This is a genomic window from Geodermatophilus siccatus (assembly GCF_900103785.1).
In the GTDB taxonomy this organism is placed as follows: domain Bacteria; phylum Actinomycetota; class Actinomycetes; order Mycobacteriales; family Geodermatophilaceae; genus Geodermatophilus; species Geodermatophilus siccatus.
The window spans coordinates 1-22,950 of record NZ_FNHE01000018.1 but is presented as its reverse complement, the minus strand read 5'-3'; the positions used below and the strand labels follow the sequence as shown (position 1 = coordinate 22,950).

The 22,950-nt window shown below is 75.6% G+C and carries 27 protein-coding genes; 17 read left to right on the top strand and 10 right to left on the bottom strand.

The window, feature by feature from the left end:
* Positions 1–64: 64 nt before the first annotated feature.
* A complete protein-coding gene (gene nhaA, locus BLS21_RS23115) occupies positions 65–1,450 on the bottom strand; it encodes a Na+/H+ antiporter NhaA (protein WP_091223957.1) in 1,386 nt (461 codons plus the stop codon).
* Positions 1,451–1,618: 168 nt separating this feature from the next.
* Here nhaA and murD point away from each other — a divergent pair, with 168 nt between their 5' ends.
* From murD to BLS21_RS23065, 10 genes are all read left to right on the top strand, one after another.
* On the top strand, positions 1,619–2,947 hold the full coding sequence (murD, locus tag BLS21_RS23110) for a UDP-N-acetylmuramoyl-L-alanine--D-glutamate ligase (RefSeq protein ID WP_175479719.1): 1,329 nt from the start codon (positions 1,619–1,621) through the stop codon (positions 2,945–2,947).
* Between the two features lie 10 nt (positions 2,948–2,957).
* The gene (locus BLS21_RS23105; protein ID WP_091223953.1) at positions 2,958–4,277 is read left to right on the top strand and encodes a MurL-like N-terminal domain-containing; all 1,320 of its coding nucleotides are present in this window, start codon (positions 2,958–2,960) and stop codon (positions 4,275–4,277) included.
* Positions 4,274–5,161 carry a glutamate cyclase domain-containing protein gene (locus tag BLS21_RS23100; RefSeq protein WP_091223951.1) on the top strand — a complete coding sequence of 296 codons (888 nt, stop codon included), beginning with the start codon at positions 4,274–4,276 and terminating at the stop codon, positions 5,159–5,161. The genes BLS21_RS23105 and BLS21_RS23100 overlap by 4 nt, the downstream gene beginning before the upstream one ends.
* 10 nt (positions 5,162–5,171) lie before the next feature.
* Positions 5,172–5,651: a Fur family transcriptional regulator gene (locus tag BLS21_RS23095; RefSeq protein WP_245700701.1), complete on the top strand. Its 480-nt coding sequence runs from the start codon at positions 5,172–5,174 to the stop codon at positions 5,649–5,651.
* Positions 5,651–6,757, top strand: a complete 1,107-nt coding sequence (gene ygfZ / locus BLS21_RS23090; RefSeq protein WP_091224024.1) for a CAF17-like 4Fe-4S cluster assembly/insertion protein YgfZ — start codon at positions 5,651–5,653, stop codon at positions 6,755–6,757. Before BLS21_RS23095 ends, ygfZ begins: the two co-directional genes overlap by 1 nt.
* The gene (locus BLS21_RS23085; protein ID WP_245700700.1) at positions 6,754–7,344 is read left to right on the top strand and encodes an RsiG family protein; all 591 of its coding nucleotides are present in this window, start codon (positions 6,754–6,756) and stop codon (positions 7,342–7,344) included. Before ygfZ ends, BLS21_RS23085 begins: the two co-directional genes overlap by 4 nt.
* Positions 7,345–7,352: 8 nt before the next feature.
* Positions 7,353–8,381, top strand: a complete 1,029-nt coding sequence (locus tag BLS21_RS23080) for an asparaginase (protein ID WP_245700698.1) — start codon at positions 7,353–7,355, stop codon at positions 8,379–8,381.
* Positions 8,382–8,467: 86 nt separating this feature from the next.
* Positions 8,468–8,980, top strand: coding sequence for a helix-turn-helix domain-containing protein (locus BLS21_RS23075; protein ID WP_091223947.1), 513 nt, complete (start codon positions 8,468–8,470; stop codon positions 8,978–8,980).
* On the top strand, positions 8,977–9,714 hold the full coding sequence (locus BLS21_RS23070; RefSeq protein WP_091223945.1) for a hypothetical protein: 738 nt from the start codon (positions 8,977–8,979) through the stop codon (positions 9,712–9,714). The genes BLS21_RS23075 and BLS21_RS23070 overlap by 4 nt, the downstream gene beginning before the upstream one ends.
* Before the next feature lie 178 nt (positions 9,715–9,892).
* Complete coding sequence (locus BLS21_RS23065) at positions 9,893–10,183, top strand: DUF2516 family protein (protein ID WP_091223943.1); 291 nt, start codon at positions 9,893–9,895, stop codon at positions 10,181–10,183.
* 10 nt (positions 10,184–10,193) lie between these two features.
* Here the strand turns inward: BLS21_RS23065 and BLS21_RS23060 are convergent, their stop codons facing one another.
* Entirely contained in the window at positions 10,194–10,400 is a 207-nt protein-coding gene (locus BLS21_RS23060) for a PspC domain-containing protein (protein WP_091223941.1), read from the bottom strand.
* A 23-nt stretch (positions 10,401–10,423) separates the two neighbouring features.
* On the opposite strand from BLS21_RS23060, the gene BLS21_RS23055 reads away from it, so the two are divergent.
* A complete protein-coding gene (locus BLS21_RS23055) occupies positions 10,424–10,936 on the top strand; it encodes an O-acetyl-ADP-ribose deacetylase (RefSeq protein WP_091223939.1) in 513 nt (170 codons plus the stop codon).
* On the opposite strand, the gene BLS21_RS23050 is transcribed toward BLS21_RS23055, so the two are convergent.
* The 5 genes from BLS21_RS23050 to BLS21_RS23030 all read right to left on the bottom strand — a co-directional run bounded on the left by BLS21_RS23050 (position 10,926) and on the right by BLS21_RS23030 (position 15,089).
* Positions 10,926–11,789: a spermidine synthase gene (locus tag BLS21_RS23050; RefSeq protein ID WP_091223937.1), complete on the bottom strand. Its 864-nt coding sequence runs from the start codon at positions 11,787–11,789 to the stop codon at positions 10,926–10,928. The two genes, BLS21_RS23055 and BLS21_RS23050, sit on opposite strands and share 11 nt — an antisense overlap.
* Positions 11,790–11,835: 46 nt before the next feature.
* The gene (locus BLS21_RS23045; protein ID WP_175479718.1) at positions 11,836–12,594 is read right to left on the bottom strand and encodes a maleylpyruvate isomerase N-terminal domain-containing protein; all 759 of its coding nucleotides are present in this window, start codon (positions 12,592–12,594) and stop codon (positions 11,836–11,838) included.
* A gap of 33 nt (positions 12,595–12,627) precedes the next feature.
* Complete coding sequence (locus tag BLS21_RS23040; protein ID WP_091223933.1) at positions 12,628–12,804, bottom strand: DUF1059 domain-containing protein; 177 nt, start codon at positions 12,802–12,804, stop codon at positions 12,628–12,630.
* Positions 12,805–12,849: 45 nt separating this feature from the next.
* Positions 12,850–13,986: an EAL domain-containing protein gene (locus tag BLS21_RS23035; protein WP_091223931.1), complete on the bottom strand. Its 1,137-nt coding sequence runs from the start codon at positions 13,984–13,986 to the stop codon at positions 12,850–12,852.
* 230 nt (positions 13,987–14,216) lie between these two features.
* Complete coding sequence (locus BLS21_RS23030; protein ID WP_091223929.1) at positions 14,217–15,089, bottom strand: class I SAM-dependent methyltransferase; 873 nt, start codon at positions 15,087–15,089, stop codon at positions 14,217–14,219.
* A gap of 34 nt (positions 15,090–15,123) precedes the next feature.
* On the opposite strand from BLS21_RS23030, the gene BLS21_RS23025 reads away from it, so the two are divergent.
* Positions 15,124–16,131 (top strand): UDP-N-acetylmuramate dehydrogenase, encoded by a 1,008-nt coding sequence (locus BLS21_RS23025; RefSeq protein WP_091223927.1) that lies wholly within the window; start codon positions 15,124–15,126, stop codon positions 16,129–16,131.
* On the opposite strand, the gene BLS21_RS26495 is transcribed toward BLS21_RS23025, so the two are convergent.
* Positions 16,064–16,531 carry a nuclear transport factor 2 family protein gene (locus tag BLS21_RS26495; RefSeq protein WP_139177269.1) on the bottom strand — a complete coding sequence of 156 codons (468 nt, stop codon included), beginning with the start codon at positions 16,529–16,531 and terminating at the stop codon, positions 16,064–16,066. The two genes, BLS21_RS23025 and BLS21_RS26495, sit on opposite strands and share 68 nt — an antisense overlap.
* A gap of 96 nt (positions 16,532–16,627) precedes the next feature.
* Positions 16,628–17,413, bottom strand: a complete 786-nt coding sequence (locus BLS21_RS23015; RefSeq protein WP_091223922.1) for an SDR family oxidoreductase — start codon at positions 17,411–17,413, stop codon at positions 16,628–16,630.
* Positions 17,414–17,495: 82 nt separating this feature from the next.
* On the opposite strand from BLS21_RS23015, the gene mshA reads away from it, so the two are divergent.
* From mshA to BLS21_RS22990, 5 genes are all read left to right on the top strand, one after another.
* Positions 17,496–18,848 carry a D-inositol-3-phosphate glycosyltransferase gene (gene mshA / locus BLS21_RS23010; protein ID WP_091223921.1) on the top strand — a complete coding sequence of 451 codons (1,353 nt, stop codon included), beginning with the start codon at positions 17,496–17,498 and terminating at the stop codon, positions 18,846–18,848.
* Between the two features lie 76 nt (positions 18,849–18,924).
* Positions 18,925–19,467: a type III secretion system chaperone family protein gene (locus tag BLS21_RS23005; RefSeq protein WP_175479717.1), complete on the top strand. Its 543-nt coding sequence runs from the start codon at positions 18,925–18,927 to the stop codon at positions 19,465–19,467.
* Positions 19,464–21,053, top strand: coding sequence for an MFS transporter (locus BLS21_RS23000; protein WP_091223919.1), 1,590 nt, complete (start codon positions 19,464–19,466; stop codon positions 21,051–21,053). Before BLS21_RS23005 ends, BLS21_RS23000 begins: the two co-directional genes overlap by 4 nt.
* Before the next feature lie 10 nt (positions 21,054–21,063).
* On the top strand, positions 21,064–21,366 hold the full coding sequence (locus BLS21_RS22995; protein ID WP_139177268.1) for a hypothetical protein: 303 nt from the start codon (positions 21,064–21,066) through the stop codon (positions 21,364–21,366).
* 40 nt (positions 21,367–21,406) lie between these two features.
* Positions 21,407–22,174 carry a phosphoglyceromutase gene (locus tag BLS21_RS22990; protein WP_091224018.1) on the top strand — a complete coding sequence of 256 codons (768 nt, stop codon included), beginning with the start codon at positions 21,407–21,409 and terminating at the stop codon, positions 22,172–22,174.
* Positions 22,175–22,255: 81 nt separating this feature from the next.
* Here BLS21_RS22990 and BLS21_RS22985 read toward each other — a convergent pair.
* On the bottom strand, positions 22,256–22,950 hold a 695-nt coding region (locus tag BLS21_RS22985; protein WP_139177267.1), incomplete at its 5' end, for an IS481 family transposase.

Genomic DNA, 22,950 nt, shown 5'->3' with positions numbered 1-22,950 from the left:
GACCACCTCCTCTCTCGTGTACCTCGACGGTACGTCCCTCCCGGGAGGTCGGCAACGCGCTTTTTCAGCCCTCGGCGGAACCGCCGGGAGTGCGCCCGGGCGGGGGTGCCCCCTCCCGGTCCGGATGGTGGTCGGCGCGGTCGTCGACCGTCTCGCGCTGGTACACGTCCGGGACGCCGTCCCGGTCGAAGTCGGCCCGCTCCTCCTCGTGGATCCGCTTGTAGCGGCGGTTGCGCAGCCGCAGCACGACGGTCGCCAGCAGCGCGGCCAGCAGGGTGCCGGACAGGATGCCGACCTTCGCGTGGTCGTAGGTCGGCGTCCCCAGGCCGAAGGCCAGCTCCGTGATGAGCAGGGAGACGGTGAACCCGATCCCCCCGAGCAGCGACAGGCCGATGACGTCGGGCCAGCCGAGGGCCTCGTCGAGCTCGGCGCGGGTGAACCGGGACACCAGCCAGGTGGCCCCGGTGATGCCGATCGCCTTGCCGACGACCAGCCCGGCGGTGATGCCGACGGCGACGCTGTCGGTCACCGACTCGGTCAGCCCCCTGAGCCCGCCGACGGCGACACCGGCGGAGAAGAAGGCGAACACCGGGACGGCGACACCGGCCGAGATCGGCCGGAACCGGTGCTCGAAGTGTTCGGCGAGGCCAGGGCCGGCCTCCGGGCCGCCCGCGGCCGCACTGCGCACGACCGGGACGGCGAAGCCGAGCAGCACCCCCGCGACCGTTGCGTGGACACCGGACTCGTGCATGAGGACCCAGGTCACCACGGCCAACGGCAGGAGCAGCCACCACGACCGGACCCGTCGCTGCACGAGGACGGCGAAGACCGCCAGCGGGAGGAACGACAGGAACAGGAACCCGACGGAGAAGTCGTCGGTGTAGAAGACCGCGATGACGACGATCGCCAGCAGGTCGTCGACCACCGCGAGGGTCAGCAGGAAGGTGCGCAGGGCCGCCGGCAGGTGGGTGCTGATCACGGCCAGGACCGCGAGCGCGAAGGCGATGTCCGTAGCGGCGGGGATGGCCCAGCCGCGCAGCGCGTCGTCGTCCCGGCCGAGGTTGAACAGCACGAACAGGAGCGCAGGCACGGCCATGCCGCCGACCGCTGCGGCGATCGGCAGCGCGGCACGGCGTGGCTCCCGCAGGTCGCCGGCGACGAACTCCCGCTTGAGCTCCAGACCGGCGACGAAGAAGAAGATCGCGAGCAGCCCGTCGGCCGCCCAGGTGCCCAGGGTCAGGTCCAGGTGCAGGGACGCTGGACCCACGCGCGTGTCGCGGAGGGTCTCGTAGGTTCCGCCCCACGGCGAGTTGGCCCAGACCAGCGCGATGGCCGCCGCGGCCAGCAGCAGGGCCCCGCCGACGGTCTCCTTGCGGAGGATGTCGGCGATCCGGCGGGTCTCGGCCCACGATCCCCGGCCGAAGAGACGGGCGGTGGAGGTGGACGGCACGAGCGGCTCCAGGTGACGGGGTCGGCGAGGGGACTGCCGACCAGACTTCCCGGCGCACCTGCCCGGGGACCCTACCGGCGACCCGCCGTGCACGCCGTCCCCAGGGTCCCCGCTCCGTACAGTGGGCGCCGTGACCCACCGCTGCGCACGGCCGTCCAGGGGCGGCCGGTGAGGCTCACCGAGCTGGCCGGGCACCGGGTCGGCGTCTGGGGGCACGGACGCGAGGGCCGCGCCGCGGTGCGCGCCGCGCTGACCGCGGGTGCGGCGGCGGTCGTGGTCGTCGACGCCGTCCCGCCGACGGACCTGCCGCCGGGCGTGCGGGCCGGCAGCGACGTCACCGAGCTCGCCGGCTGCGACGTGGTGTTCCGCTCGCCGGGCATCAGCCCCTACCGCGAGGACGCTCGCGCGCTGGCCGCCCGGACCACCCTCGCCTCCGGAACCGGCGTGGCCCTGGCCGAGTTCGCCGCCCGCGACGTGCCGACGCTCTGCGTCACCGGCACCAAGGGCAAGAGCACCACCAGCGCGCTGGCCGCCGTCGTGCTGTCCGCGGCCGGCCGGCCGGCGGTGCACGCCGGCAACATCGGCACCCCGCTGCTCGACGTCCTCCTGGACGACGTGGTCACCGACGGCACCGCGCTGGTCGTCGAGGTGTCCAGCTACCAGGCGGCCGCGGTCGAGGGCTGGTCCGGCTGGGGCGCGGTCACCTCGCTGGCCCCGGAGCACCTGGACTGGCACGGCGACGTCGCGACGTACTACCGCGACAAGCTGCACGTCTTCGCCTCCTGCGGGCCGGGCTCGGTGGTCGTGAGCCCCCAGGCCCGGCCGGTCGCCGAGCAGCACCTCGACCCGGCGGTGCTGGTCGACCCGGCCGACGTCGTCCCCGGGGCGCGGCTGGCCGGCTTCCCGCTCGAGCGGCTCTCGGGCGTGCACAACGTCGCCAACCTGCACGTCGCGCTGGCCGCCTCCGTGCGGATGGGCGTGGACCTCGACCGGTCCGCCGAGGCCGTCCGCGCCGCCGTCGCCGACTTCCGGGCGCTGCCGCACCGGCTCTCGCCGGTGGCCACGCGCAACGGCGTCACGTTCGTCGACGACGCGCTGAGCACCACCCCGGTGTCGGTTCGCGCGGCGATCGACGCCTTCGCCGGGCAGCAGGTCACACTCATCGCCGGCGGCCAGGACCGCGGGCTGGACTACACCGACCTGGCCGCGGCGGTCGTCGCCCGCGGCGGGACGGTGCGGGTGCTGACGATCCCGGACACCGGCGCCCGCTTCGCCGCCGACATCCGCGCCGCCGCGGCCGCCAGGGGGGTCGATGCGCCGGTCACCGAGACCGGCTCCCTGGCCGACGCCGTCGCCGAGGCGCTCCGGAGCGCCCGGCCCGGCGGTCTGGTGCTGCTCTCGCCGGGCGCGCCCAGCTACAACCGCTTCCGCAACTACGAGGAGTTGGCACGCACCTATGAGCAGATCCTCCTCGACGCCGGGGCGTCGCGTGTCTGAGGGGCAGGGCGTGTCCGACGCCTTCGTCGTCGCCGGCCGCTCCCTCGACCCCGCCACCGGCGAGGCCGCCTTCACCTACCGGCTGGCCGGTGACGAGTTCACCGAGCGGCTCACCCTGGACCCGGACCTGCTGGGCGGTGCCGACCCGGCGCGGGTGGACGCCGCGCTGGACCTGGTCCACCTGGTCATGGGCACCAGCTATTACAAGCTGCGGGCGCCGGGCCGGGTCGTCGTCGAGCGGCTGGTCACCAAGGCCCAGGCCGCCGTCGCCGAGGCCGCGTACACGCACGGGCTGGGCGAGTTCGCCGCGGTCAACCGGCTGCCGGTGCCGCACGAGGTCGCCTTCGACCTGGGGACGACCGACGAGCTGCCCGCGCCGGTGGAAGGCGGCGGGCGCCAGGCGCTGCTGCCGGTCGGCGGTGGCAAGGACTCCGCCCTGGCGCTGGTCGTGGTCACCCCGGCCACCGCGCTCGCGGTCAACCCGACCGACGCCCAGCGGGACGTGGCCCGCGCCGCGGGGGTGCCGCTCATCGGCGTCCGCCGCCGGCTGGACCCGCTGCTGGGCGTGCGCACGCGGGGCGGCGGCCTCAACGGCCACGTGCCGGTCACCGCCATCAACTCGGCGATCGCCACGCTGGTCGCCGTCCTCGGCGGGTTCGACCCGGTCGTCTTCGCCAACGAGCGGTCGGCCGACGAGGAGACCCTGACGGTCAACGGCGCGCGGGTGAACCACCAGTACTCGAAGTCCTACGAGTTCGAGCGGCTCTTCGCCGCCGCGGCGGCCGAGGTGGGCGTGGGCTACTTCAGCCTGACCCGGCAGCTCTCGGAGCTGGCCACGGTCGCGGCGGTGGCGGCCCTGCCGGACCTGCGCGGTGAGATCCTCAGCTGCAACCGCAGCTACACGCAGGCGCACATGGGCGGCGAGGCCACGCAGCGCTGGTGCCTGCACTGCGACAAGTGCCTGTTCACCTTCCTCTGCTTCGCGGTCTTCCTGACCCCGGAGGAGGCGCAGGCGATGTTCGGCGGCGACCCGCTGGCCGACCTCTCCCTGGTCGACGGCTTCCGGCGGCTGTGGGCCACGGAGAAGCCGTTCGACTGCGTCGGGGAGCGGGCCGAGAGCGCCGCCGCGATGGCCCACCTGGCGCGCAGCAGCGCGTGGGGCGAGCACGCCGTCGTCCGCGCGCTCGGCGAGGAGGCGGCCTCGTTCGCCGCGGTCACCGGCGCCACCGTCGAGGGTTTCCTGCCGCCGCGGGGTGAGCACTCGGTGCCCGACCGGTACCTCACCTCGCTGCGGCGGGCGCTCGCGGAGGCCCGCCCGCCGGTGCGGTGAGCGGTCCGCTCGCGGACGTCGAGCGGGCGCTGCTGCGCCCCGGCGCCCGCGACGTCACCGGGCTGGCCGCCGCCGTCCCCGGGCAGCTCGCCCGGCTGGCCGCGGAGCTCACCGCAGCCGGTCGCGCCGGCGGCCGGGTCGGCCTGGTCACCGGCGTGCACATCGCCTGGGCGCCCACGCCGGCGGCCGAGACCGACGGACCGGTGGGCACCGCCGTCCTGGCCGCCGCGCTGGCCGAGCTCGGCGCCGAACCGGTGGTGCTCACCGACGAGCCGTGCGCGCAGGTGACCGCCGCCTGCGTGGACGTGCTCGGCGCCGGGCGCCTGGAGGTGCTGCCGCCGTCCGCGGACGAGGCGCGGGTGCGGGACCGGGTGGCCGCCCTCGGTCTCTCCTCCCTGGTCGCGGTGGAGCGGCTGGGGCCGAACGCCGACGGGCGGGTGCTGACGATGCGCGGCTTCGACGTCACCGGCTCCACGGCGCCGCTGCATGCGGCCTTCGACCTGCCGGGCCTGGTCACCGGGGCGGTCGGCGACGGCGGCAACGAGATCGGCATGGGCAACGTCCCGGCCGACGTCGTCGCCGCCTGCGTCGCGCACGGCGACCGGATCGCCTGCCGGGTGCCCGTGGACGCGCTCGTCGTCGCCGGCACCTCCAACTGGGGCTGCTCCGGGCTGGTCGCCGGGCTGGCGCGGCTGGCCCCCGGGCACCGCGACGCCCTGGCCGCGCTGCTGGACCCGCAGGTCGACGCGCGAGTGCTGGGGGCCGCCACCGCGGCCGGCGCGATCGACGGCGTCACCGGGTTGCCGGGGCTCAGCGTGGACGGCGTCCCGGTGGCCGGCTACGCCGACCTGCTCGCCGGTCTCCGGGCGATGGCACGGACCTAGGCTGGACGGCGTGCCCGCCCCGCACCCGCACCCCGACGCCGCGCCCGGCGACGTGGCACCGCTGGCCGAGCGCCTGCGCGCCCGCGGGCTGCGGCTGACCACCCAGCGCCAGCGGGTGCTCGCCGCGGTCGCCACGCTCGAGCACGCCACCCCCGAGGAGATCGCCACCCGGTTGCGCGAGGAGGCCGGCCCGGACGGCGCGGCGCCGGACACCTCGACGGTCTACCGCACCCTCGAGCTGCTCGAGCGGCTCGGGCTGGTGTGGCACACCCACCTCGGCAAGGGCGCGCCGGTCTACCACGCCGCCGAGCACCCGCACCTGCACGTCGTGTGCGCCAGCTGCGGGGAGGTCTCCTCGGTCGACCCGGCCCTGCTCGACGGCGCCGCGGAACGTCTGGCCGCCGACCTGGGTTTCCAGCTGGACGTGGGGCACGTCGCGCTGTCGGGGACGTGCCGCGCGTGCCGCGACCGAGCCGGATCGGAGTCCTGATGCCCACCCCCAGCCCCCTGCTCTCGCGCCCCGGCGCCGTCCCGGTGGAGGACGGGTCCGTCCCGGCGCACTACGGCAGCCCGCTGCGCGAGCAGCGCGAGCTCGCCGAGGGCGCCGGCCTGGTCGACCGCAGCGACCGCGACGTGCTCGTCGTCCCCGGCGCCGACCGGCTGACCTGGCTGCACAGCCTGCTCACCCAGCACCTCGAGCAGCTCGGCGACGGCACCGGCGCGGAGGCCCTCGAGCTCTCCCCGAACGGGCACGTCGAGCACCACCTTGTCCTCGCCGAGCTCGCCGGCACCACCTGGGTGGACGTCGAGCCGGGCACCGGCGCGGCACTGCAGGCGTACCTGGAGCGGATGCGGTTCATGCTCCGCGTCGAGCCGGCGCTCGTGACCGACTCGTGGGCGCTGCTGTCCCTGGTCGGCCCGCGCGGCGACGGGGTCCTCGCCGCCGCCGGCCTGCCGGTCCCCGCCGCGCCGTACGCGGTGCTCGCCCTGGACGGCGGCGGGTGGGTGCGCCGGATGCCGCCGACCGGGGACGGCGCGCCCGTCGCCGACCTGCTGGTGCCGCGCGCCGAGCTGGCCGCCCGCGCCGACGCCCTGCTCGCCGCCGGGGCCGCGCCCGCCGGGGTGGACGCGTACGAGGCGCTGCGGGTCGAGGCCCGGCGGCCGCGCCTGGGCGTCGACACCGACCACCGCACCATCCCCAACGAGACCGGCTGGCTGACCAGCGCCGTCCACCTGGCCAAGGGCTGCTACCGCGGGCAGGAGACCGTCGCCCGGGTGCACAACCTCGGCCGCCCGCCGCGCCGGCTGGTGCTGCTGCACCTCGACGGGCTGGCCGAGCAGCTGCCCGAGGCCGGGACGCCGGTGCAGCTCGGCTCCCGCGACGTCGGCCGGATCGGCTCCGTCGTCCGCCACCACGAGCTCGGTGTCGTGGCACTGGCACTGGTCAAGCAGTCGGTGGCGATGGACGCCGAGCTGACCGTGGCCGGCGCCCGCGCCGCGATCGACCCCGACGACGCCCCGGCCGCGCTCGACGACACGGTGGCTGCGGCGCGTGAACGGGTCCAGGCCGTGCGATCTGGGACCATCCCCCGGTGACCGCTCGCCCCTCCGGAGAGGCCCGCCCCGTGACCCCCGACCCGACCCGCGCCGGCGGTGCCGCCGTCGACGCACTGCTCGACCCCGGCTTCCTCGAGGCCGCCGTCCAGCGGCCGATGGCCGACGTGCGCCGGCTGCGCCGCCAGGCCGAGCAGGAGGAGGTCAACCTCTCCTACACCCGGCGGCTGCTGCAGGGGCGGCTGGACATCGTGCGCCGCGAGCTGCAGCGCCGCGCCGAGCACGACGGCCGCTCGCTGGTCGACCTGCTCCCGGAGATCCTGGCCGAGAAGGGCCGCGGCCCGGCCCACGGCCTCGGCCGGCACCAGACCGTGCAGCCGGCCGCGCCGGAGGAGTACGAGAGCTGGGTCAACTCGCTGACCCCCGGCGTCGACCTGTCGGCGGTCCCCGAGCTGTCGGACGCCGATCTGGAGCAGGCCGCCCGCGCGCTGGCCGCGGCCGAGGGGTCGCTGTCCGAGCGCCGCCGCGGCGTGCAGCAGGTCATGGACGGGCTGGCCGCCGAGCTGGGCCGCCGGTACCGCAACGGCGAGGCCGACGTCGCCGCCCTGCTCGCCGACGAGGGCCGGTAAGGACCCCCGTGCCCCCCGCACGGCTCGCGAGCTCGCCCCGCGGGTCCCTGCACGGGGGCCGGTTCCAGCACCTCCCGTGGCCGGAGAACCCGGTGCTGGTGGAGGTGTGGCGCTCGGGCTTCCTGGAGTCGGTGCACCGCGGCGCGCTGGTCGTCGTCGGCCCCGACGGTGCTGTGCTGTCCGCCGTCGGGGACGTCGAGCGCCCGGTGCTGCCGCGCTCGGCGAACAAGCCGGTGCAGGCCACCGCCCTGCTGGCCGCCGGCTGGGCACCGCGCTCGGCGGAGGAGCTGGCCATCGGCGCCGGCTCGCACTCCGGCGAGGACGGCCACCGCGAGCTGGTCGCCGGCATGCTCGCCGCCGTCGGCCTCTCGCCGGATGACCTCGGTTGCCCGCCGGCGCTGCCCGCGCACGAGGCCACCCGCGCCGCCTGGCTGGCCGGGGGCCGGGCGCCGGAGCGGCTGGCGATGAACTGCTCGGGCAAGCACGCGGCGATGCTGTCCGCCTGCGTCGCCGCCGGCTGGCCCACCGAGGGCTACCTCGAGCGGGAGCACCCGCTGCAGCAGGCGGTCGAGGCCCGGCTCGGGGAGGCCGCGGGCACGCCGGTGGCGGCGGTCGTCGTCGACGGCTGCGGCGCCCCGCAGCACGGGCTGCCGCTGACCGGCCTGGCGCGGGGCGTGGTCTCGCTGGTCGCGGCCGCGGCCGGCACGTCCGGCCGGGCGGTCGCCGACGCGATGCGGGCGCACCCCTGGTACGTGGCGGGCACCGGCCGCGAGGACACCGACCTCATGCGCGCCGTCGACGGCCTGCTGGTCAAGGGCGGTGCCGACGGCGTGCACGTCGCCGCGCTGCCCGGCCGTGGCGCGGTCGCCCTCAAGCTCGACGACGGGAGCGAGCGCGGCCGCACGCCCGCCCTGTGCGCCGGCCTGCGGTACCTCGGCGTCCCGGCCGAGCGGCTGGCCCCCTGGTCGCTGACGCCGGTCACCGGTGGGGACGGCGTGGTCGGGGAGGTGCGAGCAGCCGCAGCGCTGCCGGCGTGAGCCGACACGCCGGGTGTGAGGCGGTTCACGGCCGGGTGCTAGCTCCTCCGCTTGCAACAGCTAGCACCCCGGCCTAGCGTCGGGGTGTGCAGAACCCAAGCGACTTCGTCCGCGGGCAGGTGACCACCGTCCGTGGCGTGGTCGACCAGGTCGCGAGCAGCGTCGCGGAGACGGTGGCCGCCGAGCGCTCCAAGGTGTCGGCGACCGGCTCCCAGGTCGGGGAGTTCATCCGCGAGCAGCGCAACGCCGCCCGCGTGTCCCTCCGCGAACTCGCCCGCACGGCCGGGGTGAGCAACCCGTACCTCTCACAGGTGGAGCGGGGGCTGCGCAAGCCGTCGGCGGAAATCCTCGCCGCCATCGCCAAGGGCCTGAAGATCTCGGCGGAGACGCTCTACGAGCAGGCCGGGATCCTCGACCGCCGCGACGGCAACCCGGACACCGTGGCGGCGATCCGCGCCGACCCGTCGCTCTCCGAGCGGCACAAGGCCGTGCTGCTCGAGCTCTACGAGACCTACGCCCGGGAGCACGCCACGAACGCGTCCGCCCCGGCAGACCCCACTGATCCCACCCCGAACCGTTCCGCGAAGGAGTCGGCATGACCGCCACCGACACGTTGAAGAAGTACGGCGAGACCGTCGTCGTCCAGAACAAGCAGGTGCTGCTGGCCGCCGTCGGCGCCGGCGACCTGGCCGTCGAGCGCACCCGCGCCGTCGTGGGCACCCTGCGCTCGCGCGTCGAGGCCCTGCCCGGCGAGGCCCAGGTGCAGGTGGACCTGGCCGCCAAGGAGGCCCGCACCCGCGCCGAGGAGGCCGTCCGCACCGCGCGCACGTCGGCCCAGCACGTCGCCTCCGCGGTCCGCCCCGACACCGTCGCCAGCACGGTGGCCGGCCTGGTGAGCACCGCCCGCACCCAGACGGTCGCCACCATCGAGACCCTCGCCGTCCGCGGTGCCGAGGTCGTCGAGGAGCTGCGTCGCCAGCCCGTCGTCCGCAAGGTCGTCGGCCGCGCCGAGCGCGCGGTGGACGCCGTCGAGGACACCCTCGAGGAGGTGCTCGAGGAGACCGCCGAGACGGTCGCCGAGGCCTCCAACGAGGTCACCTCGATCGCGCAGAAGACGGCGGCGAAGGCGGAGAAGGCCATCGACTCCGCCGAGGAGGCCACGCACGAGGCCGCCGAGTCGGCCAAGGCGACCCTGGAGTCGGCCGAGGAGCCCGAGGCCCCCAAGCCGGCCCGCAAGCGTGCCGCGGCGAAGAAGACCTCCGCGGCCCGCAGGTCCACCCCGGCCGGCACCTCCGCCCGCGTGACCCGCACCCGCACCACCAAGCGCGACTGAACGAGGACCTCCCTGCCCCCCGCCGCTCGCGAACTCGCGGCGGGCCCTGCAGGGAGGCCGCCCCGCGACCCAGGGCCCCGGAGCTGCGCGCAGCGCTCCGGGGCCCTGCCGCGTCCGGACCCCCCGGAGGGGTCGCGGCAGCGTGGCCGGACGCCGCTGCGCGGGTACCCTGCCGGGCATGCTGAGCTTCCAGGGTCTCGTCTACGCGGTGCTCTTCTACGCGTCGCTGGGGCTCACGGCGTGGGCGCTCGTCGACGCCCTCATCCGCCCGGCCGCCGGCTACGTCGCTGCCGGCAAGCTCACCAAGCCCGGCTGGGCGGCCATCCTGGGGCTCGCGGTGCTGGTCATCGTCGCCTTCCAGAACCCGCTGAGCTTCCTCGGCCTGCCGGCGATCATCGCCGCGGTCGTCTACCTGGTCGACGTCCGGCCCGCCGTCCGCGGCGTGAGCCGGGGCGGCAGCGGCTGGTGAGCCGCCGGGCTCACCAGCCCCGGGTGTCCTTCGGGATCACGATCCACAGCAGCAGGTAGGCGATGAACTGCGGGCCGGGCAGCACGCAGGAGAGCACGAACGCCAGGCGCAGAACGGTCGGTGAGAGGCCGTAGCGCCGGGCGATCCCCGCGCAGACACCGGCGATGACCTTGTCCTGGGTGTCGCGACGGAGCGGGAGGCGGGCAGGCGGGGTCATGTCCCCGACCCTACGGTCGGGACGTGCTCCTGCGCGCCGTCCGCGGCGACATCACCCGGGCCGACGTCGACGTCGTCGTGAACGCGGCCAACCCCGGGCTGCTCGGTGGCGGCGGGGTCGACGGCGCCATCCACGCGGCCGGAGGGCCGGACGTCCTGGCCGAGTGCCGCGCGCTGAAGGCCGGGCTGCCCGGCGGCCGGCTGCCGCGCGGCCAGGCGGTGGCGACGACGGCCGGCCGGCTCCCCGCCCGCTGGGTGGTGCACACCGCCGGCCCGATCTGGTCGGCCGACGAGGACCGTTCCGCCGTCCTGCGCTCCTGCTACACCGAGAGCCTGCGTGTGGCCGACGGTCTGGGCGCGCGGTCGGTGGCCTTCCCGGCCATCTCGGCCGGTGTCTACGGCTGGCCGCTGGAGGACGCCGCGGTGCAGGCGGTGGCCGGCGTCCGCGCGGCCGCGGTGCAGCACGTCCAGGAGGTGCGGTTCGTGCTGTTCGACGACCGCGCGCTGGCGGCCTTCGAGGCCGCGCTCAGCGGCTGAAGACGCCCTCCGGGGGCTCGGGGGAGGCGACCGCGTCGACGTCGTGGACCGGCCCGGCCCGGCCGGCGAAGCGGTCCAGGTCGGCACCCTCGACCACCCGGCTGGGCATCGGGTCGGCGGCGCAGCGGCGGACCAGCGCGGGGACCGGCAGCTCGGCGTCCGAGGCGACCGCCACCAGGTTGCCGAAGCGGCGGCCGCGCAACGTGCCCGGCTCGGCCAGCAGGCAGACGTGCGCGAAGACCGCGCGCAGCGTGGCCACCTGGGTGCGGGCGAAGCGCAGCGGCGGGCCGTCGGCGACGTTCACGACGAACGAGCCCCCCGGCCGGAGCACGCGGTGCGCCTCCTGCACGTACTCGACGCTGGTCAGGTGCGCCGGCGTGCGGGCTCCGGCGAAGACGTCGCTGACGACGACGTCCGCGCTGGCGCACGGCAGGGCGGCCAGCCCCTCGCGGGCGTCGGCGGCGCGCACCCGGACGCGGGCGTCGCGCGGCAGCGGCAGGTGCGCACGGACCAGCTCGGTGAGCGGCTGGTCGAGCTCGACGACCCGCTGCCGGGAGCCGGGGCGGGTCGCCGCGACGTAGCGGGGGAGGGTCAGCGCGCCGCCGCCGAGGTGGACGACGTCGATGGGCCGGCCGTCGGCGGCGGCGAGGTCGAGCACGTGGCCCATCCGGCGCACGTACTCGAACTCCAGGTGGGTCGGGTCCTCGAGGTCGACGTGCGACTGCGGCGTCCCGTCCAGCACGAGAACCCAGGAGCCGTCGCGGTCGGCGTCCCCGAGCAGCTCGGCGGTGCCGCCGTCGACGGGCGTGGGACCGGGCGGGACGACGGGCTCGGCCTGCCTGCGACGGCTCATCGGGTCACGGGGACGGGACGCACGCCGACCATCCTGCCCGGCACCCTCACCGGCCGCGCAGCAGCGCCTCGGCGGCGGGGTCGCCGGTCACCGCGACCTCGGCCGGGCGGCCCCACAGCCGGCGCAGCAGCTGACCGGCCGGTGCCTCGAGCCGGGCGTCGGCGGCGCCGGCGTCCCCCTCGTGCACCTCGACCTCCCCGCGGCGGACCCGCACCGTCCAGACCCGGTCGGTGTCGGTGCTGCGCACGACGACCGCCGCCGTGGCGGAGGCCACCGGCTCGACGTGCGCCCACCGGGGGACGACGACGCCCAGCACCTCGTCGGCGCCGTCCTCGGCCAGCTCCGGGTCCACCGCGGTGACCGGCCGGCCCGCGGCGACCTCGAGGTCCATGCGGTGGACGGCGAGCTCGTGCGCCTGCCGGCGGACCCAGGAGCCGACGGTCTTCTCGGCCGCCGGGCTCATGTGCCAGGCCGGGGCGTCCGGGGGCGTGTCGCGCAGGGCGTGCACCAGGTCGGCCAGGCCCGCGGCGTACCAGTCGAGCAGGCCACCGTCCGGCGGCCGCGGTGGTGCGGCGGGCCGGTCGGTGGTGCCGGCCCGCACGATCGCGGTCGCCCAGCGGTGGACGGCGCCCAGGTGTCCGACGAGGTCGCGGATCGTCCAGTCGGGCACCCAGGGGACCGGCGCCTGCAGGTCGGGCGCAGCCGTCAGCCCGGCCTCGACCTCCTGCACCAGGACGCCGAAGCGCTCCCCCTCCTCGACGACGGCCTCGGTGCACCGTCGCCGCAGGCGCTCGTCGACCGCCACGGCGCCCATGGTGCCGGAGGGCCGCCGACGAGGTCACGAGTCGCTGCGGATGTGCTCCCGGACCTGGTCGATGAGGTGCTGCGGGATCTCGGTGAGGCCGTGGTCGGTGCGCGCGTGCTCGGCGACGGCGGCCAGGATCTCCTCGTCCGTGGGAGCGATGAACTGTCGGGTGCAGGTGGGGACGACGTCGCCACAGGAGAACTGCTTCACGATTTCCCTCGGGGTGGTGGAACGGATCGGTGGGGCAGCCGGCTCCTACCCATCGGCGGCGAGCCGTAGCAGGAGACGTTCGACGCGGACGACGCCGACCGCGACGCCGACGTCGTCGACGCAGACGATCGGGTCGAAGCGCGAGTGCTCGGGGCGTGCCGCGGCACGCCGGGCGACCTCACGGACCCCCGCGAGCGCGGGGACGCGCAGGCTCACCGGGGCGATCCGGTGCCCCGGCTCGTCGTCGCCCCGACGGCGCGGCAGCAACAGCGCCACGGGCCGGCCGGCGGAGTCGACGCGCAGCCCCGACTGGTCCTCGGGCACCGCCCCTCCCGACGGCCCGCCCTCGACGGGCACCTCCTCGACCAGGCTGGCCACGTGCTCGACCAGACGGGCCTTCGCCGAGCGGAAGCGCAGCGGCGCGGCCGTCCCCGGGTCGAGTCGGGGCCAGGCCGGGCCGGGGTGGCCGAAGAGCCAGCCCTGACCGAGGGGGACACCCAGGCGGAGCAGCGCCTCGACCTCCCCCCAGGCCTCGATGCCCTCGGCCAGCAGCCAGGCGTCGATCCGCCCGGCGAACTCGCCGAGCAGCTCGGTGAGCGCCAGCTTCACCTCGTCGCCGTCCACCCCGGACACGATCGCCCGGTCCAGCTTGACCATCTGGGGCTTGATGGCGGCGATCTGCTGGAGACCGGAGTAGCCCGACCCGGCATCGTCCACCGCCAGGAGGGCACCACGGCTGCGGAGCCGGTCGCGGAGGTCGAGCAGGGGCTCCAGCTCGGTCACGTCCTGGTGCTCGGTCAGCTCGAGGACCAGCGGAGCGAGGTCCGGGACGGCCAGGAGGGTGTCGGCGAGCTCGGGGTCCGTGAGCAGGTGCGGGCTGACGTTGACGGTGAGGAAGCAGTTGGGCGGCACCGTGCGCAACAGCTCCAGACAGCGCCGGACGACGAGGCCCTCCAGGCGGGCCCCGGTGCCCTGGGCGCCTGCGGCGGCGAACCAGCGGTCCGGGCCCACCCGGCTCGGCTTCCCGTCGGGCTCGCAGAAACGAGCCAGCGTCTCGTAGCCGGCGACGACGCCGCGTCGCAGGTCGACGATCGGTTGGAAGAGCAGTCGCAGCAGCGACGGGTCGGCGAGGACCGACTCCAGCCGTCGGAGCCACTCGGCCGACGCCCTCGCGGGCGTCATGGCCCGACGTCGGGGGTCAGCAGGTACATGGTGGTGCCCGCAGTCCTATCTCCGCAGTCCGACTCCGTCGCCCCGCATGTACGGACGGTAGCGGATCGGAACCCCTCCCGCCGCAGCTGCCGAACGCCTCCCCGGACGGCGCCCAGGGGCAGCAGGTCAGGGGCGCTGTGTCGTCCGTCACGCGGGTCCGGCGGACGGTCCTGCGGCGCTCCCGCGGGGTGCGGCCGCGCTCAGACCGGGGCGACGGCCGACCAGCGCACGGTGACCTCGCCGTGCCGCCAGCGACGGCTGGAGCCGACGAACGGCCAGCCCTGCTCGGCGAGCGACTCCACCGCCGCGGTCCAGCGCTGGCGCGGTCCGAAGGTCGAGAGCCCGGCTGCGGTGGCCCACGCGGTGTCGAGCGCCCGGAGGAACTCGTGCACCGGCTGGCCCGGCACGTTGTGGTGGATGAGCGCCTTGGGCAGCCGCTCGGCGAGGTCGGAGGGCCGGTCGAGGTCCGACACCCGGGCCGACAGCGTCAGGGTCAGCGGCCCGTCGGCGTCGAGGGCCACCCACGACGAGCGGCGTCCCCACTCGTCGCAGGTGCCCTCCACGATCAGTCCTCCGGGACCGAGGGCGGCGCACATCGTCTGCCAGGCGTGGGCAGCGGACTCCTCGTCGTACTGGCGCAGCACGTTGAACGCGCGCACCAGCACCGGGCGCAGGCCGGCGAGCTCGAAGCCGCCCACCCGGAAGTCGACCCGCGGCGGATCGCGGTCGGCGGCGACGGCGGCCACCCGCTCGGGGTCGATCTCCAGGCCGACCACCTCGAGGCCGTGCACCTCCGGGCCCAGCCGGTCGGCCAGCTCGAGCGTGGTCACCGCCGACGAGCCGTAGCCCAGGTCGACCACGAGCGGCCGGGCGGCATCGCGCAGCCGCGGCACCTGGGTGGCGAGCAGCCAGCGGTCGACCCGGCGCAACCGGTTGGCGTTGGTGGTGCCGCGCGTCGGCAGGCCCAGGGCGCGAGCCCGGCCGGCGGCCAGGCGCGGGTTGGCCTTCCTCGGGAGGCTGGCGCGACGCTTGTGGTCATCGCCTCTCTCGGGTCGGCCTCCTGCCTCGCTCACCGGTCCGGAGCGTAGTCGCGGTTAGCGTGGTGCCGTGCAGGTCCGACGAGACGCCCGCTTCGCGGAGCTGACGACCCTCGGCGTGGGGGGTCCCATCGACCGGCTGGTCGAGGTCTCCGACCCCGAGGAACTGGTCGCCGCCGTCCGCGACGCCGACGCCGCCGGGCGGCCGCTGCTGGTCCTCGGCGGTGGTTCCAACCTGATCGCCCCGGACGCCGGGTGGCCCGGTGACGTGGTCGTGGTGCGCAGCCGGGGCGTCGAGCGGGACGGGAGCCGGCTGGTCGTGCAGGCCGGCGAGCCCTGGGACGACCTGGTCGCGTACACCGTCGAGCAGCGGCTGGCCGGCATGGAGGCGCTGTCCGGCATCCCGGGTTCGACCGGGGCGACGCCGGTGCAGAACGTCGGCGCCTACGGCCAGGAGGTCGGCCAGGTCATCACCGCCGTCCGCGTCTGGGACCGCGCGCGGTCCGCCGAGCAGGTGCTCACCCCGGAGGACTGCGGGTTCGCCTACCGGGACAGCCGGCTCAAGCGCGAGCCCGGCCGGTACGTCGTCCTGACCGTCTCGTTCGGGCTGGAGCAGGGGGAGCTGTCCCGGCCGGTGGGCTACGCGGAGCTGGCGCGCACCCTCGGCGTCGAGGTGGGGGAACGGGCCCCGCTGGCCGACGTGCGCGCCGCCGTGCTGGAGCTGCGCCGGGGCAAGGGCATGGTCTGGGACCTCGCCGACCCCACCAGCCGCAGCGCGGGCTCGTTCTTCACCAACCCCGTCGTCCCGGTGCAGCGCGCGGTCGAGGGCTGCCCGAGCTGGCCCGCCGACGACGGCACGGTCAAGCTCAGCGCCGCCTGGCTGGTCCAGCACGCCGGCTTCGGTCGCGGCACCCGCCACGGGCGCGTGGGGACCTCGCCCCGCCACAGCCTCGCGCTGACCACCGAGCCCGGGGCGACCGCCGAGGAGCTGCTCGCCTTCTCCGAGAAGATCATCGCCGCGGTGCAGGAGCGTTTCGGCGTGACCCTGGAGCGCGAACCCACGGCCATCCGCCCCTGACCACCACCGGGGCCGGCACTTCCGGCGTTCCTCGTGCACTGCCGGCACTGCAGGACCGGCAACCCGCGAGGAGCCCCGGCAATGGGGTCAGGTCAGCTCTGTCCGGAGACTCGAGGACGGCCACGAACAGGACCTCGACGGGGTCCCCTCCGCCAGCCGGAGTGCCTGTCCAGCTGTACTCGGCGACCTCTGCCCCCGCGGCGACCCAGCACTCGAGCAGGTGCATCCGGCGATCAGGGAATCGTTCCAGCACCGTGTGCATGAGCGCCGCGTGCGCCGCTGCTCCACGGCGTTCGCCGGAGAAGGGGTCCGAGTAGCGGTGGTCCTCGGTGGTGTCTGCCACCAGTTCGTGGACTCGGCCGGCATCGAAGGCGTCCACCAGCGCAGCGAATCTGCTCATGCCGCGGATGGTGCCTCGCTGCCGCACCGGAGGCAGTGGTCCCGTCCCGAGGGGTCCACCAGCGACCGGGCGACCTCCCCGTGAGGGGAGCACCGCTCAGACCTCGCGGTGCACCTTGTGCTGGGCGGCCTGCGCCCGGGGGCGGACGACGAGCAGGTCGACGTTGACGTGGTGCGGGCGGGTGAGCGCCCAGGCGATGCAGTCGGCGACGTCCTCGGCCACCAGCGGCTTGCGCACGCCGCGGTAGACCGCCTCCGCCCGCTCCCGGTCCTGGACCCGGTTGAGGGTGAACTCCTCGGTCCGCACCATGCCGGGCGCGATCTCGACCACCCGCACCGGCTGGTCGAACAGCTCCAGCCGCAGCGTCTCGGCCAGCGTGTGCACCGCGTGCTTGGCCGCGGTGTAGGACGCGCCGCCCTCGTAGCTGACCAGCCCCGCCGTCGAGCCCACGAACAGCAGGTCGCCGGCGCCGGAGTCGACCAGCCTGGGCAGCAGCGCCTTGGTCAGCCGGACGGTGCCCAGCACGTTGACCTCGTAGGTGCGGGCCCAGGAGTCCAGGTCGGCCTCGGCCACCGGGCTGGCGTCGAACGCGCCACCGGCGTTGTTGACCAGCACGTCGACCGGGCCGACGGCGCCGACGAACTCCGTCACCGAGTCGGGGTCGGTGAGGTCCAGCGGCAGCGCCCGGGCGCCGGTCTCCGCGGCCAGCGCCGTCAGCCGGTCCATGCGGCGTGCCCCGACGACGACGTCGAAGCCCTCCGCCACCAGCCTCCGGGCCGTGGCCGCGCCGATGCCGCTGGAGGCGCCGGTGACGACGGCGGTCCGGCCCGCACCGGGCGCACCTGCGGGTACGGAGGGAGACTGGGCGGAGGGGCCGGGCATGCGACCCATCCTGGTGCTGTTGCAGACTGCGATGTCGAGCGGGTGCCTCCCGGCGCCCTGGGAGCGAGGCGGGAGGTCGCACGTGGCCGCTCGCCGCCGTCCCCGCTCGGCCGTGCCCCGGCGGGTGGCCACCCTCTCGGTGCACACCAGCCCCCTCGACCAGCCCGGTGCCGGCGACGCCGGCGGCATGAACGTCTACGTCGTCGAGGTCTCCCGGCGGCTGGCCGAGCGAGGCATCGCCGTCGACGTCTTCACCCGCGCCACCTCCAGCGACCTGCCGCCGGTGGTCGAGATGAGCCCCGGGGTCACCGTGCGGCACGTCAGCGCCGGCCCGTTCGAGGGCCTGGGCAAGGAGGAGCTGCCCGCGCAGCTGTGCGCCTTCACCGCCGCCGTCCTGCGCGAGGAGGCCCAGCACGAGCCGGGCCACTACGACGTCGTCCACTCGCACTACTGGCTGTCGGGCCAGGTCGGCTGGCTGGCCCGCGACCGGTGGAGCGTGCCGCTGATCCACACCGCGCACACGCTGGCCAAGGTGAAGAACGCCGCCCTGGCCACCGGCGACCGGCCCGAGCCGCGGGCCCGCGTCATCGGCGAGGAGCAGGTCGTCGCCGAGGCCGACCGGCTGGTCGCCAACACCGACGACGAGGCCCATCAGCTGGTCGAGCACTACGGCGCCGACCTGCGACGCACCCTCGTCGTCCCGCCCGGGGTGGACCTCGACCGCTTCACCCCCGGCGACCGGACGGCGGCCCGCCACCGCCTCGGCATCGCCGACGACGCCGTCGTCCTGTTGTTCGTCGGCCGCATCCAGCCGCTCAAGGCCCCCGACCTGCTGCTCGAGGCGGCCGCGCGGATGCTCGCCGACGACCCCGCGCTGCGCGACCGGCTGCAGGTGCACGTCGTCGGCGCGCCCAGCGGCACCGGGCTGCAGGCCCCGCGCCAGCTGGAGCAGCTGGCCGCCGAGCTGGGCATCGCCGACCTCGTCCGGTTCCTGCCGCCGGTGCACGCCGAGCGGCTCGCGGAGCACTACCGCGCGGCGGACGTCGCCGTCGTCCCCAGCCACAACGAGTCCTTCGGCCTGGTGGCCCTGGAGGCGCAGGCCTGTGGGACGCCGGTCGTCGCGGCCGCCGTGGGCGGGCTGCGCACGGCCGTCCGGGACGGCGTCTCCGGGGTGCTGGTCGAGGGCCGGGACCCGGCGGACTACGCCGCCGCCATCCGCGCGGTGCTCGCCCGCCGCGAGCTGCTGTCGGCCGGTGCGCGCCGGCACGCGGCCTCCTTCTCCTGGGAGCGCACCGTCGACAGCCTGGTCGCCGCGTACACGGCCGCCGCGGAGGAGATGGCCATGGCATCCCAGGGACCGGCCCCCGGCACGCTGCTGCGCCCGGCCTGGGCGCTGGGCGGGGTGCGGGCGCTCGGCGCACAGGTGGCGCAGTGAGCGGACAGGGGCGTGGGCATCTCAGCGAGGAACGAGCGAGGGGCGGAGCGCCGCGCGGGAGCGAACGGGAGGCGCAGTGAGCCGCGAGCGGACCGTCGCGGAGCTCGACGCGGTCATCGAGCAGACGCTCCGCGACAGCGAGCTGGTGCACGAGCACCCGGCGGCCGGCCGCTGGCTGGTCGACCTGCCCGGCACCCAGAAGCTCAAGACCGTCTGCGGGCTGATCGTCGGCGAGCACGCGCTGCGGGTGGAGGCCTTCGTCTGCCGCCAGCCGGACGAGAACCGCGAGCAGCTGTGGACCTACCTGCTGCAGCACAACGCCCGCATGTACGGCGTCGCCTACTCGATCGACAGCGTCGGCGACGTCTACCTGACCGGCCGGCTGCCGCACGCGGCGGTCACGCCCGACGAGCTCGACCGCGTGCTCGGGGCGGTGCTCAGCTACGCCGACGACCACTTCAACACCATGCTCGAGATCGGCTTCGGCACGTCGATCCGGCGGGAGTGGGAGTGGCGGGTCAAGCGGGGTGAGTCCCTGCGCAACCTGGAGGCCTTCGCCGACTTCGTCGACCCGGGGCGGAGGTCCCGCGCCGCCGGGACGCCGGACGGCGGGGCGTGACGGCGACCGAACGGTCGCTCCGCGAGGCCGCCGAGGAGCGGCCCGGCCACGCCCGCCGGTGGTGGGTGCTGGCCACCATGACGGTCTGCCTGCTCGTGGTGATCATGGGCAACACGACCCTCAACGTCGCGATCCCCACGCTGCAGCGCGAGCTGGGCGCCAGCCAGGGTGAGCTGCAGTGGGCGATCGACGCCTACATCCTCGTCTTCGCCGGCCTGCTCTTCTCCTGGGGCGTCATCGGCGACCGGATCGGCCGGCGCCGGGTGCTGCTCATCGGCCTGTCGGTCTACACGGCCGGCTCGCTGCTGGGCGCGTTCAGCAGCAGCCCCGGCGAGCTGATCGCCTGGCGGGCGGTCATGGGCATCGGCGGCGCGGCGGTGCAGCCGACCACCCTGGCGGTCATCACCAACGTCTTCCCGCCGGGCGAGCGCGGCCGCGCGATCGGCGTCTGGGCGGGCGCCGGGGGGATCGCCGTGGCCGGCGGCCCGCTGGCCAGCGGCGCGGTCCTCGAGAACTACTGGTGGGGCGCGATCTTCCTCATCGCGGTGCCGGTCGCGCTCCTCGGCATCGTCGCGACGCTGCTCGTCGTCCCCGAGTCCCGCGACCCGTCGCCGGGCCGGCTCGACGTGCCCGGCGTGCTGCTGTCTATGCTGGCGCTGGCCGGGCTGGTCTACGGGATCATCCACGGCGGCTCGGGGGCCGGCTGGGGCTCGCCCGGCGTCCTCGTGCCGCTGCTCGGCGGGCTGGCCCTGCTGGCGTTGTTCGTCTGGCTGCAGCGCCGCTCGACCCACCCGGCGCTGGACGTCACGCTCTTCCGCAACCCGGCCTTCTCCGCGGCCGCAGCCGCCCTGGGGCTGAACTTCTTCGCGCTCATGGGCGCGACCTTCTACCTCGTCTACTACCTGCAGGGCGTGCTCGCGTACGGCCCACTGGTCAGCGGCGCGGCGCTGATCCCGATGGCGCTGGGCATGGCGGTCATGGCGCCGGGCAGCTCGCGGCTGGCCGAGCGGTTCGGCGCCAAGGCCGTCGTCGGCACCGGGTTCGGCCTGCTGACGGCGGCCGTCTGCGGCTTCCAGCTGCTGGACGAGACCTCACCCCTGGTGCTGCTGCTGGTGGTCCTGTCGGTGCAGGGCCTGGGGATGGGCACGGTCATGGCGCCGACGACCGAGTCGATCATGTCCGTCGTCCCCCGGCACAAGGCCGGCGCCGGCGCCGCGGTGAACAACTCCGTGCGCCAGGTCGGCGGTGCGCTCGGCGTGGCCATCCTCGGGTCGCTGCTGGCCAACGCCTACGCGGCCCGGCTCGGCGACGCCGTCGACGCGCTGCCGGCCGACCTCCGCGAGGAGGCCAGCACCTCGCTCGTGGCCACCCTCGGCGCGGTGCGGCAGACACTGGCCGGCGGCGACCCCGAGGCCGCCGGCGCGGCCGGCCGGCTGGTCGACCCGGCCCGGGAGGCGTTCGTCGCGGCGATGCACCTCACCGCCGTGGGGACGGCGCTGGCCACCGCGCTGGCCGCCGTCGTCGTCCTGGTCTGGCTGCCCGGACGACGCGCCCGGTCCGGGGCCGAGGTGCCGGCCAGCGGTTAGCGTGACGGCGGTGCAGGAGGGTCCCGGTCAGCAGCAGCGGCAGGTCCGGGCACTCGTGGGCCTGCTCGCCGCCACCGCGCTGGTGTACCCGCTGCTGCTGTGCGCGGTGCGGCTGACCTTCGCCCAGCTGCTCGTCGTCGACCTGGGCGGCACCCTGCTCTGGCTGGCCGCCGGCGCGGCGTGCAGCGTGGCCGCCGTCGCGGCGCTGCGCTGGGGCGTCGACCGCCCCGTCCGCAGCCCGTGGCTGCTCACCGGCCTGCTGCCGCCGGCGGCGTTCGAGGCCTGGCTGCTGTGGCCGCTGCTCGTCGGGTGAGACCGACCGGGTCCGCGTCGGGCAGGATGGCCGCGTGACGATGTCCTCGCCCCAGACCCGCCCCGGCACTCTCGTGCTGCTCCGCCACGGCGAGAGCGAGTGGAACAAGGCCAACCTGTTCACCGGCTGGGTGGACGTGCCCCTGTCCGAGAAGGGCCGCGGCGAGGCCGCCCGGGGTGGTGAGCTCCTCGCCGAGCACGGCCTGCTGCCGGAGGTGGCGCACACCTCGGTGCTCAAGCGCGCGATCGCCACCGCCGAGCTGGCGCTGGCCGCCGCGGACCGGCAGTGGATCCCGGTCAAGCGCTCCTGGCGGCTCAACGAGCGGCACTACGGCGCGCTGCAGGGCAAGGACAAGGCCGCGACCCTCGCCGAGTACGGCGAGGAGCAGTTCACCGTCTGGCGCCGCTCCTACAGCACCCCGCCGCCGCCCATCGAGCCCGGCAGCGAGTACTCCCAGGACGGCGACGCGCGCTACGCGATGCTGCCCCCCGAGGTGCGCCCCCAGACCGAGTGCCTGGCCGACGTCGTCGTCCGGATGCTGCCGTACTGGTACGACGCGATCGTGCCGGACCTGCGCGCGGGCCTGACCGTGCTCGTCGCCGCGCACGGCAACAGCCTGCGGGCGCTGGTGAAGCACCTGGACGGCATGGGCGAGGACGAGGTCGTGGGGCTCAACATCCCCACCGGTGTCCCGCTGCGGTACGACCTGGACGACGACCTGCGCCCGACCAAGCCCGGTGGCGAGTACCTCGACCCCGAGGCCGCAGCCGCCGCCATCGAGGCCGTCAAGAACCAGGGCAAGAAGTAGTCGCACACGGCAGAGGCCCCCTCCCGGTCCGGGGAGGGGGCCTCTGCCGTGTGCGGACGACGGAGTCGGCCGGTGGGCCGACTAGTTGTACTGACCTGAGACGTTGGTGCAGTGGGTGATCGGCGGGAGGTTGCCCAGGGCGGTGTGTGGCCGGTGGTGGTTGTAGTGGTGCAGCCAGGCTGACAGGGCCGCCCGGCGGGCGGTCTCTGAGGTGTAGAGCCGTCGGTAGGCCCATTCCTCCAGCAGGGTGCGGTTGAGCCGCTCGACCTTGCCGTTGGTCTGCGGTCGGCGCACCCGGGTGCGGGAGTGCCGGATGCCCAGCCGCCGGTGTTCCTCGCGCCAGGCGTGGCTGCAATAGGCACTGCCGTTGTCGGTGAGCACCCGCTCGACGGTGATGCCGTGGCCGGCGAAGAAGCTGCGGGCGCGGGCCCAGAAGGCCAGTGCGGTGGCGGCTGACTCGTCGTCGAGGGCTTCGGAGTAGGCCAGCCGGCTGTAGCCGTCGATGGCCGAGTGCACGTAGCAGTAGCCCAGGTTGGCGCGGCCGTGCACCTTGCGCGGTCGGGCGGGATTGCGATGGGCCTGGCTGTTGCGGCTGCCCAGCGCCCGGCCGTGGATGCGCCAGCCGCCGCCGTCGGGGATGTTGCCCAGCTTCTTGACATCGACGTGCACCAGCTCGCCGGGCCGGGTCATCTCATAGCGGCGGATCGGTTCGCCGGTGACCCGGTCGACATGCCAGAGCCGATTGATCCGGCAGCGCACCAACACCCGGTGCACGG